Source organism: Amylibacter sp. IMCC11727 (assembly GCF_029854195.1).
GTDB lineage: Bacteria > Pseudomonadota > Alphaproteobacteria > Rhodobacterales > Rhodobacteraceae > Amylibacter.
Window position 1 is genome coordinate 843963 of sequence record NZ_CP122960.1, and the last position, 14154, is coordinate 858116.

Below are 14154 nucleotides of genomic sequence, written 5' to 3' on the forward strand. Positions count from 1 at the left end.
AAACGAGAGAGAACCCCAGCGGACCGCTACTCACACAACCTATTACTCACTCCGCCAGTCTGGATCATTGCCAACGCAATTCTCCAAACGCGATTATCTTTTGAAGCGATATGGGCGGTGATTAAGAACAGACTTAACCCAAAACGCTTACCCCCATCGTGGTTTACGCATAGGCACTTTATCAAAACAAGCAAAAATCCGCATTTTTAGATCATTTTTATTAGTTTTTGCCCAAAAATGGCCATTTTGGATAATTTTGTGGAAACACTCCGTTGCAAACAACCTGTTTGTATCACAATCGGGAACAATGCCACATTTTGGCCGCGAACCCATAGGTTTACGATTCTAAAAATAAGTACAACTTTGACGGGAAAATTTACTATTCCGCTGCTTTGGTTTGGGTGTTTGTATAGGGGAGAGAAATGCGAAAAATCGCGCCTTTTTCGGTCCCTTCATAAGACAAGGTTCCTCCAAGGTTTTTGACGATTTCACGACTGATTGGCAGGCCCAAACCCGCGCTGCCTGCCGTGACTTTGCTGGATAGTTTTGAGAATTTTTCAAAGATAATGCCGATGTCATCTTTGCTGATACCCGTGCCATTATCCGCCACATCAATAACCAGTCGATCCTTGTAAATGCCGCTCAGAACCGCAATTTCAGGCGCCTTCGCCCCGCAGTGTTTCAGGGCATTTGTAATAAGATTGATAAGCACTTGCGACAGGCGGTCGGGGTCGGTGTAGAGCATGACCTCCTCTGCCATTTCATCCCGCAAAATTTTCGCATTGGTGTCACTTGTCTGGGCCTGTGTTGTGGTCATGGCCCGCTCGATTATCGAGCTGAGTGGGACAGTTTCCATGTTTAACTGAACACGGCCGTTTTCCATGAAGCTCAAATCCAGAATATCATCAAGCAGACGCGTAAGGCGGATACTCTCATCATGAATGATGGAGGCAAATTTATTCAATTGGTCGGGGTCCAAAGGATCACTGTCGCGCAAAATCTCTGAAAAGGTGCGGATCGAGGTCATTGGCGTGCGCAATTCGTGGCTGACCTGCGATAAGAAAGTGTCCTTCTGCTGGCTAAGCTGGGTCAGTTTATCATTGGCGGTGCGCAATTGTTCGGCGGTATGGGCCAATTCAGCGGATTGGGTTTCCAATCGGGCGGAATATTCCATGATTTGCGCGGTTTCATCCGCAACCGCAATCATATCTTCAAACGAAATTTCGGCCCCACCCGCGACCTGTTCCATCATCACATGGGCCGCCGCCGCACCAACGTTGCCAGAAAACTCCCGTTCCAGTGCCGAGACAAATTCGCTGGTTGGTTCGGGCAAAGGTGTGCCGCTACCTTGAAGTTTTGCCTGTTCGCGAAACAGGGCCATGGCTTCTTCGCGGCCTAGAATGCGTTGCGCAAGGATCAAGAAATCTTCAATTGGCGTGCTGCGGGTGATCCCACGGCGCGCGGGCATTTGGCCAAAAACGTTGATGAACTGCACAGATTGTAAACGTTCGATGGCCGTGGGTGTGGTCAATACCGAGCCGAGGACAAACACAAGGATGTTCATACTAAGCGACCAAAACACCGCGTGGACCAATGGGTCGTTAATTTGCACATTCAACAGATTTTGCGGGGTGAGCCAGCCGATGCCAAACGGGCCATTTTGTAAGGTCGCCTCCGTAAGAATGAAGGTCCCCCCAAAGCTTGGTAAGAACAAAGTATAGGCCCAAAGCGCAAAGCCTGTGCAGATACCAGCGATGGCGGCAGAGCGCGTGGCGTTTGACCAGAACAAACCGCCGATCATTGCGGGCAACACCTGTGCCACACCCAAAAACGCGATAAGTCCGATGGAGGCCAACGCGCCTGTACCGCCTGTAAACTGAAAATACAGATAGCCGAGGGCCAATACGACCGCGATGCTGGCACGACGGGATCGCAACAGCATCAGACGGACATCGTCGCTGGCTGGATTGCGGCTGGCGTTTGCTCGCAGCCATAAGGGCAATACGATGTGGTTTGACATCATCGTGGATAGGGCGATGGAGGCCACAATGACCATCGATGTGGCAGAGGAAAATCCCCCCAAAAACGCAAACGTGGCGAGGTTGTTTTGGCCTTGGGCCAGCGGAACCGTCAAAACAAACAGATCAGGGTTGGCGTTTTCGGGCAAAGTGGACAGGCCCGCAATGGCGATGGGCAGAACAAACAGGCTCATCAAAAAAAGGTACAACGGAAAGGCCCAACTGGCTGTGGCCAAGTGTTTCTCATCATCATTTTCAACAACGATCACCTGAAACATGCGCGGCAGGCACAGAATTGCCGTTGCAGACAACAGCGTGAGCGTGAGCCAGCGATTGTTGAAAATCTCGCCTGAATTCAGCAACGTAGGGTCCATTTTTGAAAAGATATCGGATGGGCCGTTTGCTACGCCCCAAACAACAAAGACCCCAACAGACACAAGGGCGGCAAGCTTTACAATGGCCTCGACCGCGATGGCGGTGACAACGCCATGATGGCGTTCGTTTGCATCCAAATTGCGTGTGCCAAAAACGATTGTGAACACGGCCAATCCCACTGCTACATAAAATGCAGTTGCAGTTGGCGACGGTGCAGACCCGCCGCCAGACGAGGTGAAGACCGCAAAGCTAAGCGCAAGAGATTGCAGTTGCAGCGCGATATAAGGCGTTGTGCCGATCACAGCCAAAAGCGTGACCAAAACCGCCAAAAAGCCGCTTTTGCCGTATCGGGACGACAGCAAATCGGCGATGGATGTTATGCGCTGTTCCCGTCCAATGCGCACAAGTTTGCGCAAGACCCACCACCAGCCGATGAACACCAGCGTTGGGCCGAGGTAAATCGTAATGAACTCCAGCCCATTTCGGGCGGCTGATCCAACAGCACCATAATACGTCCACGCCGTGCAGTAGACGGAAATGGACAGCGTGTAGATCAGCGGAGAGCGCAAAAAATTGAACCGCCCCCGATCCGCCGCACGTTCTGCAATATAGGCCACCACGAACAGCGCGATCACGTAGATCAGACAGATCGAAACAAGCAGATTGAACGAATTCATGACCGATTGGCCTTATTCGCGCGGCGTGCCAACCCCAGTGCAAGGATGATCAAGCCCGCCCAAACACCAAACACGTAAAAGATGGCGGAAGGCAGGCCAAAGACATGGCCAGAATGCGTGAAGATCGACACAAACGGCGTAACCAACAGCAATATCCCCAAACACGGAAGCAACACCGCCAGATCCCGAAAGCGGCGTCCTGGTCCTTTGGTGGGGATTGAACGTGTTGGCTGGTCGTTCATCGCAACAACGCTTTGACGTTGGCAACGATCTCTTTGTTGGAAAAAGGTTTGGTCATGAACATGGACGCACCAGCGGCCTGTGCCGCTGCGCGGTCGCGGGATTGGCCTTTTGCGGTTAACATCAAAACGGGCGTGTCAGCCACGGTGTCTGAACTGCGAATTTCTTCAAGGATATCAAAGCCGCTTTTGCCAGGAAGCATCACATCAAGAATAACCAAATCGGGCGCAAGCCGCGCTGTTGTTTCAGCCGCGTCACTGCCATTGGCATGAGTGCTGACGGAAATGCCTTCTCGTGTCAGTAAAAAACTGATCGCTTCTACAATATGAGGTTCATCCTCGATCAAAAGCACTCGTTCGTGCATTTCAGCCTCCCAACTGATCGCGCCGCTGAACGTAAAGTAAAGGTCACGGCTTAGGCAAGGATATAGTCAACACGCCGTGCTTCGCAGGACTTGCGTGGGCACACGGAACAATGAAGCCCTGCCAGCACAGGGGCCGGTTGATGTTTGCCCAGCACCTTTGGGTCGGCGCTAAAGATCATGGTAGATCGTAAGATGGGGGGCAAAGTGTAGTCCTTTTCACCAACCGCCTCGGCCAAGGCATAGGTCAGAACGCGATCCCCAGACGGCATTTCCATTGGGGCACGCAAAATCTGGCCTGGATGGGCGAATGCGCGATAAACGGGCCACAATGGACAAGCAGACGAGTAAAGCGGCAATGTAAGTTCGGCTGTGGGTTTGCGCATAAGAACAGCGCCAGACATATCCACTTCGATCAGGCCAAAAATTGGGAAATCCGCGTCAGGCGGCATGTGTGCCAAACGGAACAGAACGTCCATCACGTTCACATCAAAGGCTTTAGAAATAGCCAAAGGGTCGAACCGCGCTTTTTCAGCCTCGTCGACAAAGGTGGCGCTGGGCATTGCGGTGTCGAGTTTGGAAAACCGTTCGATACTGTTGTGCAAAATTGGTGCTGATTGTGTGTTGCTGCTGGGTGTTGGGGCGACGCCTTGATCCAATACGTAATTGTTGGACGCCCAAAAATCATGGGCCACTGCGGTGGTGGGAGTAGGGGTTTCTGATCGTTCTTCGCGGTCGAAAAAATCGACCATCTTTTCTGCCGTGTCAGATAATCTTTGGCTGTCGTTGTGCAGGTTGCTTAAAAAACGTTCCTGCATGTCAGGCGGGATTTCGCTTTCTGTGGCCAAGATGCTCGCGGTGGATCGGATTGCGGTGATATTGGACAGAATTTGGTGCATGGTTTCAGACACAAACGGATCATGGGCCATTTGATCGGACATGGCCGTCAGCGTTTCTTGCTGTTCTTGCGTGGTGCGCGATACGCTCGACAACAGTTTGGCCCAGCCTGGGTAACGGCCAACGAACTCTTCGATGCGGTCCACTTCTGGCACCGCGTTGGGATCGGTTTTTGCGGCTTCGGTTAGAGCGTTGATCAGGGCTGCATCTGCCCCTTCGCTCAGGTCTGCGGGCTGCATACCCAATTCGCGTGCAAGTGCGATCAGCGTGCGACCTGCGATTCCCCGCCTGTTATGCTCAATCAGGTTCAAATAGCTGGCGGAAATTCCCACGGCCTTTGCCAAAGCGGTTTGGGTCAGCTTTTTGGCGCGTCTGCGTTCGCGAATACGGGTCCCAATCAAAGTTCGTGCCATTGAATTTATCCTTTGATTGCCAGCGTTTGCCCACGTTGTGTTAACTAATTTACACATTAATCAAGATATAGGAGAATTTATTTACAAAAAAACTCATTGAAAGCAAGCGTTTATTGCGTTTTTCACAGTTAGGCTCAAAAATGGCGATGTCAATAATTTGACTGGATGTCCGGGCGCGTGTCCTAGGGAGGATGTTCGGCCGGTCAAAAATTGAGTTCATTGGGAGGAAATCTATGAACATGAAAAACACAACACGTCGTGGTGTGCTCAAAGGTGGGGCCCTTGCGGGTGCTGGCTTGGCAATGCCAACTCTTTTGACAGCTGCAAGCCACGCTGGTTACATGAACGCTCCTCAGGGGTCTTCCGTAACGCTTGGTTTTAACGTTCCACAAACAGGTCCTTACGCGGATGAGGGTGCGGACGAACTGCGCGCGTACCAGCTTGCTGTTGAGCACCTGAACGGTGGCGGCGACGGCGGCATGATGGGTACATTCAAAGTTGGCGGCGGTGCAAACGCACTGAAAGGCAACGGTATCCTTGGCAAAAAAGTTGAGTACGTCACAGGCGATACACAAACAAAGCCAGACGCTGCACGCGCATCTGCTCGGTCCATGATCGAAAAAGACGGCGCAATCATGATCACAGGTGGGTCTTCTTCTGGTGTTGCGGTTGCTGTGCAAGCGCTGTGTCAGGAAGCTGGTATCATCTTCATGGCGGGTCTGACACACTCCAACGACACGACAGGTAAAGACAAGAAGGCCAACGGTTTCCGTCACTTCTTTAACTCTTACATGTCTGGCGCTGCTTTGGCTCCGATCTTGGCAAAGAACTACGGTACAAACCGTAAAGCTTACCACCTGACAGCGGACTACAACTGGGGTTACACCACAGAAGAAGCCGTTCGCACATCTACAGAAGCTGTGGGTTGGGAAACTGTTGCTGCGGTGAAAACACCACTGGCACAAACAGACTTCTCTTCTTATGTGGCGCCTGTTCTGAACTCCGGTGCTGACGTTCTGGTTCTGAACCACTACGGCGGTAACATGGTGAACTCACTGACATCTGCGGTTCAGTTTGGTCTGCGTGAAGCGCAAGCAAACGGTCAGAACTTCGAAATTGTTGTTCCACTGTACTCTCGTCTGATGGCGAAAGGTGCGGGTGCAAACGTTAAGGGTATCTACGGTTCCACAAACTGGCACTGGTCCTTGCAAGACGAAGGCTCCAAAGCATTCGTTAAGTCCTTTGGTACGAAGTACGGCTTCCCTCCATCACAGGCTGCGCACACAGTGTACTGTCAGATCATGCTCTACGCGCAAGCGGCTGAAATGGCTGGCACGTTCAACCCATGTGGCATTGCAGAAGCACTTGAAGGTCTGGAATTCGACGGTCTGGGCAACGGCCCAACATTGTACCGTGCTGAAGACCACCAGTGCTTTAAGGACGTTCTGGTTGTGAAGGGTAAAGAGAACCCAACATCCGAGTTCGACCTTCTGGAAATCGTAGAAGTGACACCTGCTGCGCAGGTCACTTACGATGCGTCTATCTTTGGCGGTGAGCTGGGTTCCTGTAACCCAGGCGCTTAAGCCAAATTCAAAGGGCTCCAGTTTTCTGGGGCCCTTTTTCCACAAATTATCACCCACTAACGGTGCGCGAAACTGATCCTGCGCACCTAGTTTATATCGGGGACACCCATGGACCAGTTTATCCTTCAAATTTTGAATGGGCTTGATAAGGGCAGCGCCTATGCGTTGATTGCTCTTGGTCTAACGCTCATTTTCGGCACGCTTGGCGTGGTGAACTTCGCACATGGTGCGCTTTTCATGCTTGGTGCTTTTTGTGCCGTAACGCTTCAACGTCTTTTGTCGCTGAGCCGTGTGGTCCTTGACGAAACCCAAAAAGATTTCCTTGGCAACCCGCTTAAAGTGAATGTGCCCTATGTGAACGATTGGTTCGGCCCAGAAATGGGGGGCGCCATCATTGATTGGTCGGTCCCGCTGGCCATCCTGTTCGCTATTCCTGTGATGGTTTTGATCGGCGTGATCATGGAACGTGGCCTCATCAAACATTTTTACAACCGCCCGCACGCGGATCAGATCCTTGTGACTTTCGGCTTGGCTATTGTTGTGCAAGAGGTCATCAAATACTACTTCGGCGCGAACCAAATCCCGACGCCAGCGCCTCAAGCGCTGTTCGGATTCTTCGATTTTGGCGCACTGATTGGGCGTGATCCAGGCGCGATTATTTATCCGTATTGGCGGATTATTTACTTCCTATTCTCGGTTCTGCTGATCGGCATGGTCTTTGCCTTCTTGCGCTACACCACCTTTGGGATGGTTGTTCGTGCGGGTATGGCAGATCGTGAAACGGTTGGTCTGTTGGGCATCAACATCGACCGTCGCTTTACCATCATGTTTGGTGTGGCGGCTGCGGTGGCTGGCCTCGCGGGCGTTATGTACACACCGATTAACTCTCCGAACTACCACATGGGGATGGATTTCCTCGTGATCTCGTTCGTTGTGGTTGTTGTGGGCGGCATGGGCAGTTTGCCCGGTGCTGTTCTGGCTGGGTTTGTTCTGGGCATTCTTGAAAGCTTTGCGTCCATGCGCGAAGTGATCGAGCTGCTGCCTGGTATCAACCAGATCGTTATTTACCTTGCTGCAATCATCATTCTGTTGACCCGCCCGCGTGGCTTGATGGGTCGTGCAGGCGTGATGGAGGATTAAGAACATGCTTGGACTGAACAAAAAAGATTTGCGATTGTTCGTAATCGTTATGGCGATGGTTGCGCTCGCGCCCATCCTGTTGAACCCATTCCCAGAAGCATCAGGGCTGGCAAAGTTTAACGCTGGTTATCCCGATTTGATGCAGCGGTTTGTTATCTTTGGCATCTTTGCCATTGGTTTTAACATTCTGTTTGGCCTGACAGGATATTTGTCCTTTGGTCACGCGGCGTTCCTTGGGGCGGGCAGTTATGCTGGCATGTGGATGCTGAAGCTGCTGTCGATCAACGTGATCCCTGCGATCATCTTTTCGACCATTGTGGCAGGGATTATCGCACTGGCGATTGGCTATATCTCGCTGCGTCGATCTGGTATCTACTTTTCGATCCTAACGTTGGCGTTTGCGCAAATGGCCTTTGCTTTGGCCGCGTCTGTTTTGACCCCGATCACGGGCGGTGAAACAGGTCTGCAAACCAACCTGAATGACCCACGGATTTTCCCAGCATTTTTGGGCGGAGGTACACCAGAGGGTGGCAACATTCCAAAGCCGTCTTTGTTTGGGCTTGAAATGACTGACAGCTTTAAAGTGCCCGTCGCTGGCTGGGAATGGACCTTTAACTGGGGTTATTACATTTCTGGTCTGATGATGTTGGTGGCGTTTTACGTTGCCATTCGTATCTTCCGCTCTCCTTTTGGGCTGATGCTGAAGGCGGTTAAGTCCAACCAACAGCGTCTGAACTATACGGGTTTGAACACACGTCCTTATATGCTGGCCTGTTTCGTCATCTCTGGCATGTATGCTGGTTTGGCAGGTGGTTTGATGGCTGCGATGGACCCACAGGTTGGGGCTGAACGTATGCAATGGACAGCCTCTGGCGAAGTGGTTTTGATGAGCATCCTTGGGGGTGCGGGGACATTGATTGGCCCGGTTCTGGGCGCTGGTTTGATCAAATACTTTGAGAACATTTTCTCAACGATCAACAAAGCCACGCTGGAAGTTTGGTTCGGCATTTTCCCAGATGGTCTGACAGATGTCATCGTGACAATCGTCTACCCATTTGTTGGCAAAGGCTGGCACCTGACACTTGGCCTGATCTTTATGCTGATCGTGATCTTCCTTCCTGGTGGATTGGTCGAAGGGGGCCAGAAATTGGCGAACTTTGCCCGTCGTGACCGCAAAGGCGGCGGTGTCGAAGGACCCGCAGCCGACCAACGCAATACACCATCGGAGTAACTGAGCATGGGTATTCTTGAAGTCCAAAACGTTAACAAGTCGTTTGGCGGCTTGAAAGCGTTGCAAAATGTGAACCTGTCTGTGGAAGAAGGCACAATTCACGCGATCATCGGACCAAACGGTGCGGGGAAATCAACATTGCTGAACTGTTTTGTTGGCAAGCTTGTGCCAGACACGGGGTCTGTGATGTTTGATGGTCAGTCTTTGCTGGGGATCAAACCCCACCAGATTAACCAGATTGGTGTCAGCCGCGTGTTCCAAACACCCGAGATTTTTGCTGATCTGACCGTGTTCGAAAACGTGATGATCCCGTGTTTTGCGAAACGGGATGGATCGTTTGAATTGAACGCGTGGCGTCAAGTGGCAAAAGATGGTGAAATTCGCGATCGCGCCGAGCAAATGCTGACCGATGTGAACATGATCGAAAAACGCGAGATGATGGCATCAAGCCTGTCGCGCGGGGACAAACGGCGTTTGGAAATGGCGATGTGTCTGTCGCAAAGCCCTAAGCTGTTGTTGCTTGATGAACCAACGGCGGGCATGGCCCGTGCGGATACAGAAAGCACCATTGAGTTGCTGAAGGAAATCCAAGATCGGTTGAAGATCACTATGGCCATTATCGAACACGATATGGGCGTGGTGTTTAGCCTTGCGCAAAAGATTTCGGTTCTGGCGCAAGGAACTGTGATTGCTGAAGACTTGCCTGATGCAATCCGCAGCAATCCGAAGGTCAAAGAAGCCTATCTCGGCACAGCGGCAGAAGAATAAGGAAGAGCGCGATGAAAGAGAAAAACGCAAATCACGCGGCCACCGCACCTGCCTATTTTTCGGCGTATGATATCCATGCGTATTATGGTGAAAGCTATATTGTGCAAGGGGTGTCGATGAATGTGCATGAGGGTGAAATCCTGGCCTTGTTGGGGCGCAACGGTGCGGGGAAAACATCCACTCTGCGGGCCCTGGCGCGGCTTGATGATCCTGCTCTTGTTAAGGGTGAGGTTTGGTTGGATCACCAGCCGTTGCACACGATGAAAGCATGGCAAGCGGCCCAGTCCGGTATCGGCCTTGTCCCAGAGGATCGGCGCATCATTCAGGGCCTGACGGTTGAAGAAAACATCCAATTGGCGCAGATTGAAAAGCCCATCGGGTGGTCCATTGAGCGCATCTATGATCTGTTCCCGCGTCTGGGCGAGCGGCGCAACCAAGAAGGCACAACGCTGTCTGGGGGCGAGCAGCAAATGTTGGCGATTGGGCGGGCTTTGGCACGTGATATCAAGCTGTTATTGCTGGATGAACCCTACGAGGGCTTGGCCCCTGTTATTGTTCAGGAAATTGAAAAAACACTGCATCACATCCGTGAACAGGGCATGACCACAATCATCGTGGAACAAAACGCTGTTGCGGCACTGAACCTTGCGGATCGGGCGGTGATTTTGGACACGGGCACGGTTGTGTTTGATGGCACGGCCAAAGAGGTTTTGGACAACGAAGACCTGCGACATGAGTATTTGGCGATCTGACTTCCCGGAAGATTTCCAGATAGAAGGGCGGCCCAAGTGGCCGCCTTTTTCTTTAGGTATTTACAGGAACCTAAAGCCGCGTGCGGCGCGTTAAGGTCACAGGGTCGTGCAGGATTGCAACAGGATGCAAACCACCCAGAAACAGGGGTCCCTTGGGTATGGGTGGCGTGTTCGGGTCAAAGGTTAACGACACATCGGCCACAGTGTTGCGTTAAGCGCGAAGCAGAACCCGCGTTAGGCGCGCAGGGCCGAGTAGATCGCGCCCGCCGCGCCCGCCCCAGTGGCGATCCAGCCGAAGTACCACAGTTTGCCCGCCAGTTGATCGTCGCCGTAGCTGTTGGCGAAGGTGGTTTGCCCGTATTTTGCAAGCGCGAAGGCCCCGATCAGGAAGAGTATCCAAAGGAGCGTGGTTTTCACTTTGTTGGGCCAGACCAGCGTGAGCAAAAAAGCGGCGAGCAGACCGATTGGCGCGCCGATCAGGATGGACGTCTTGTCCCACCAGATGTGCGCGCCAAGGGCGTTCGATAGGCCGAGCATCGCCAGCAAAACGGGCAGGGCAAAGGCGATGATGGGCGCAAGAATGAAGCGGGTCATGGAGTATCCTTCGTCTTTGCGGGTGCAGGAACCATTGATGGCCGTGCGATGAAGCCTGTGGCGACAGTAACGGGCATTCGGGTGGTTTGGAAAGACGTTTTGCGCCAGAGTGGGGCAAAGGAGATTTCAGATGAAAACGATGCCGCGCGATATGTTCAAAACCATGCCTTGGCCGAACGGGCAGGGCGTGGCCCATGAGGTGTTTCATCAGGTTGAGGATGGGCGCACGGTTTTGCGGATCAGTCTGGCCGAGGTGGTGGGCGACTGCCTGTTTTCGGCGTTTGACGGATTACAGCGCAGCACGACCGTGGTGTCAGGGGCGGGGATGGATTTGACGCATTCGGACGGGGTGATTGAATTGCGGCCGTTCGAGCCTGTGACGTGGGACGGTGGGCTGGCGTTGACAGGGGCGTTGGTGGATGGGGCGGTGGAGAACTTCAACGTTATTTGGGATGCAGCGCGGACGGCTGTGGAGGTGCGGGTGTGTGAGGTGAGTGAGGCGCGGGCGGGGGATGTGGTGTTTGTGCTGAGCGGTGAGGTTGCGGGTGTTGGGCGACATGGGGTGGTTTGGGTTGATGGGGAGGTGAACTCCGCCGCATGTGTGATCTGTGTGAGGTCAACGAAGCGTTAACCAAGGTACGGTTTGGTGGGGTGTGCCAAATTACATTCGACCGAAGATGGAAGGGGCGGCGGTGTTTTTCACCGTGGCGTTGGCGGATCGACAGAGCGATCTGTTGGTGCGGTATGTGAATGTGTTGCGCGATGCGGTGCGGGTGACGCAGGCGGAAAGACCGTTCGGGATAGATGCGTGGGTGGTTTTGCCCGACCATTTCCATTGTGTGATTACGTTACCCGATGGGGATCGGGATTTTTGGACACGGATGGGGGCGATCAAGGCGCGGTTTACCATGGGCGTGCGTAGGGCGGGGTTCACCCCGCCGACGGAATTGCCGTGTATGCGGTCGGGGCGGTATGTCGGGGTGAACCCCGACATACGGGTTGACAAGGGAGAGGTTGGCATTTGGCAGCGGCGGTTGTGGGAGCATCATATTCGCGATGAATGCGATTACGAAAACCATGTGCGGTATTGTTGGGGGAACCCTGTGAAGCATGGGTGTGTGGAGCGGGCGGTGGATTGGAAGTGGTCGAGCATCCATCGGGATATCCGCGCGGGGCGGGTTGAAGCGGAGTGGTGTGGGGAAGTGCCAAACGGCGAGTATGGGGAGTAGGGTGGGGTTTTACCCCACCGTTTTGGTGCGTGATGCAAGGTAAGGATGGTGGGGTAAAACCCCACCCTACGGTATTGAGTTAAGACATCGTCTCAGCGTTTCACCGCGTAAACTTCTTATACTTCACCCGTGTTGGCTCCAGCGCATTCGGTCCCAGACGCCGCACTTTATCCTCTTCATAGTCCGCGAAGTTGCCTTCGAACCATTCTACGTGGGCTTCGCCTTCGAATGCGAGGATGTGGGTGCAAATCCGATCCAAGAAAAAGCGGTCGTGGGAGATGACGACGGCGCAGCCTGCGAAGTCTACGAGGGCGTCTTCGAGCGCGCGGAGGGTTTCTACGTCGAGGTCGTTGGTTGGTTCGTCGAGGAGGAGGACGTTGCCGCCTTCGCGCAGGAGTTTGGCCAGATGCACGCGGTTGCGTTCACCCCCTGACAAGAGGTTCATGGTTTTCTGCTGGTCGCCACCACGGAAGTTGAAGGCGGAGCAATAGGCCCGCGCGTTCATTTCGGCGTCACCCAGTTTGATGATGTCCTGAGAGTCGGAAATTTCGGCCCAGACGGTTTTGGTGTCGTCCAAGTTATCGCGGGATTGATCCACGTAAGACAGCTTAACCGTGTCGCCGTATGTGACCGTGCCGCTGTCGGGTTGTTCTTGGCCTGTGAGCATTTTGAACAGGGTGGATTTACCCGCGCCGTTGGGGCCGATCACGCCGACGATGCCACCGGGGGGCAGGGCGAAGGACAGGTCTTCGACGAGGAGTTTGTCGCCGTAGGCTTTGGTCAGGTTTTCAACTTCGATCACCTTGCCGCCCAAACGAGGGCCGTTCGGGATGACGATTTGGGCGTTAGTGATTTTTTCACGCTCGGACTGGTTCGCGAGATCATTATAGGCGTTGATCCGTGCCTTTTGTTTGGCCTGACGGGCCTTGGCGCCCTGACGGATCCATTCGAGTTCCCGTTCCAGTGTTTTCTGGCGGGATTTGTCCTCTTTGGCTTCGTGGGCGAGGCGCTTGGCTTTTTGTTCGAGCCAGCTGGAATAGTTGCCCTCGTATGGGATGCCGCGGCCACGGTCGAGTTCCAGAATCCAAGAGGTGATGTCATCGAGGAAGTAGCGGTCGTGGGTGACGATCAGGATGGTGCCTTTGTAATCCATCAGGTGCTTTTGCAGCCAGGCGATGGTTTCCGCATCAAGGTGGTTGGTCGGCTCGTCAAGGAGCAGCATGTCTGGCGCTTCGATCAGCAGTTTGCACAGCGCGACGCGGCGGGCTTCGCCACCAGAGAGGGATTTCACGTCTGCGTCATCGGGTGGGCAACGCAGGGCTTCCATGGCGATGTCGATGCTGGCGTCCAGATTCCAAAGGTCTTGGGCGTCGATCAAATCTTGCAGTTCGCCCATGCGTTCTGCGGTTTCATCGGAGTAGTTCATGGCGAGTTCGTTGTACTCTTCCAAGATCGCCTTTTTGTCGGCCACGGCGAGCATAACGTTTTCGCGCACGTTCAAGTCTGGATCGAGTTTTGGTTCCTGTGGCAAATAGCCGACTTTGGCCCCTTCAGCGGCCCATGCTTCGCCTGTGAATTCCTTGTCGATCCCCGCCATGATTTTCATCAGCGTGGATTTACCCGCGCCGTTCACGCCCACAACGCCGATTTTCACGCCCGGCAAAAACGACAAACGGATGTTTTCAAAGCATTTCTTGCCGCCGGGGTAAGTTTTGGACACGCCGTCCATGTGGTAAACGTATTGCTGAGCCATTTTGATCATCCGCGTTGAGATTTCGTTAGCAGGGGTCTTAGCGCGTGTGGCAGGGCGGTGCAATCGGGCCTGTTGGAGTTTTTGACGGTACGTTTGGGATTGCTTTGGGGGCGTGGGGTTCTT

The 14154-nt window shown here is 53.4% G+C and carries 13 protein-coding genes; 7 read left to right on the forward strand and 6 right to left on the reverse strand.

Features of this window, described 5'->3' with window-relative positions:
- Positions 1 to 379: 379 nt before the first annotated feature.
- Genes QBD29_RS04355 through QBD29_RS04370 form a run of 4 tightly spaced genes read right to left on the reverse strand, consistent with a single transcriptional unit; the run spans position 380 to position 4981 of the window.
- Positions 380 to 3070, reverse strand: coding sequence for a sensor histidine kinase (locus tag QBD29_RS04355; protein WP_280100093.1), 2691 nt, complete (start codon positions 3068 to 3070; stop codon positions 380 to 382).
- Complete coding sequence (locus QBD29_RS04360) at positions 3067 to 3312, reverse strand: hypothetical protein (RefSeq protein WP_280100094.1); 246 nt, start codon at positions 3310 to 3312, stop codon at positions 3067 to 3069. The genes QBD29_RS04355 and QBD29_RS04360 overlap by 4 nt, the downstream gene beginning before the upstream one ends.
- A complete protein-coding gene (locus QBD29_RS04365) occupies positions 3309 to 3674 on the reverse strand; it encodes a response regulator (protein ID WP_280100095.1) in 366 nt (121 codons plus the stop codon). The genes QBD29_RS04360 and QBD29_RS04365 overlap by 4 nt, the downstream gene beginning before the upstream one ends.
- 50 nt (positions 3675 to 3724) lie before the next feature.
- Entirely contained in the window at positions 3725 to 4981 is a 1257-nt protein-coding gene (locus QBD29_RS04370; RefSeq protein ID WP_280100096.1) for an XRE family transcriptional regulator, read from the reverse strand.
- 233 nt (positions 4982 to 5214) lie between these two features.
- Here QBD29_RS04370 and QBD29_RS04375 point away from each other — a divergent pair, with 233 nt between their 5' ends.
- The 5 genes from QBD29_RS04375 to QBD29_RS04395 all read left to right on the forward strand — a co-directional run bounded on the left by QBD29_RS04375 (position 5215) and on the right by QBD29_RS04395 (position 10455).
- Positions 5215 to 6564: a substrate-binding protein gene (locus tag QBD29_RS04375; protein ID WP_280100097.1), complete on the forward strand. Its 1350-nt coding sequence runs from the start codon at positions 5215 to 5217 to the stop codon at positions 6562 to 6564.
- 108 nt (positions 6565 to 6672) lie between these two features.
- Complete coding sequence (locus tag QBD29_RS04380) at positions 6673 to 7704, forward strand: branched-chain amino acid ABC transporter permease (protein ID WP_280100098.1); 1032 nt, start codon at positions 6673 to 6675, stop codon at positions 7702 to 7704.
- 4 nt (positions 7705 to 7708) lie between these two features.
- A complete protein-coding gene (locus QBD29_RS04385) occupies positions 7709 to 8935 on the forward strand; it encodes a branched-chain amino acid ABC transporter permease (protein WP_280100099.1) in 1227 nt (408 codons plus the stop codon).
- Between the two features lie 6 nt (positions 8936 to 8941).
- Positions 8942 to 9703, forward strand: coding sequence for an ABC transporter ATP-binding protein (locus QBD29_RS04390; RefSeq protein WP_280100100.1), 762 nt, complete (start codon positions 8942 to 8944; stop codon positions 9701 to 9703).
- A gap of 11 nt (positions 9704 to 9714) precedes the next feature.
- Positions 9715 to 10455 (forward strand): ABC transporter ATP-binding protein, encoded by a 741-nt coding sequence (locus QBD29_RS04395; protein WP_280100101.1) that lies wholly within the window; start codon positions 9715 to 9717, stop codon positions 10453 to 10455.
- Between the two features lie 234 nt (positions 10456 to 10689).
- Here the strand turns inward: QBD29_RS04395 and QBD29_RS04400 are convergent, their stop codons facing one another.
- Positions 10690 to 11049, reverse strand: coding sequence for a hypothetical protein (locus tag QBD29_RS04400; protein ID WP_280100102.1), 360 nt, complete (start codon positions 11047 to 11049; stop codon positions 10690 to 10692).
- A 130-nt stretch (positions 11050 to 11179) separates the two neighbouring features.
- Between QBD29_RS04400 and QBD29_RS04405 the strand changes: the two genes are divergently transcribed.
- Positions 11180 to 11680, forward strand: coding sequence for a HutD family protein (locus QBD29_RS04405; RefSeq protein ID WP_280100103.1), 501 nt, complete (start codon positions 11180 to 11182; stop codon positions 11678 to 11680).
- A 22-nt stretch (positions 11681 to 11702) separates the two neighbouring features.
- The gene (locus QBD29_RS04410; protein WP_280100104.1) at positions 11703 to 12278 is read left to right on the forward strand and encodes a transposase; all 576 of its coding nucleotides are present in this window, start codon (positions 11703 to 11705) and stop codon (positions 12276 to 12278) included.
- 100 nt (positions 12279 to 12378) lie between these two features.
- Here QBD29_RS04410 and ettA read toward each other — a convergent pair whose 3' ends face one another.
- Positions 12379 to 14031 (reverse strand): energy-dependent translational throttle protein EttA, encoded by a 1653-nt coding sequence (ettA, locus tag QBD29_RS04415; RefSeq protein WP_280100105.1) that lies wholly within the window; start codon positions 14029 to 14031, stop codon positions 12379 to 12381.
- Positions 14032 to 14154 lie beyond the last annotated feature (123 nt).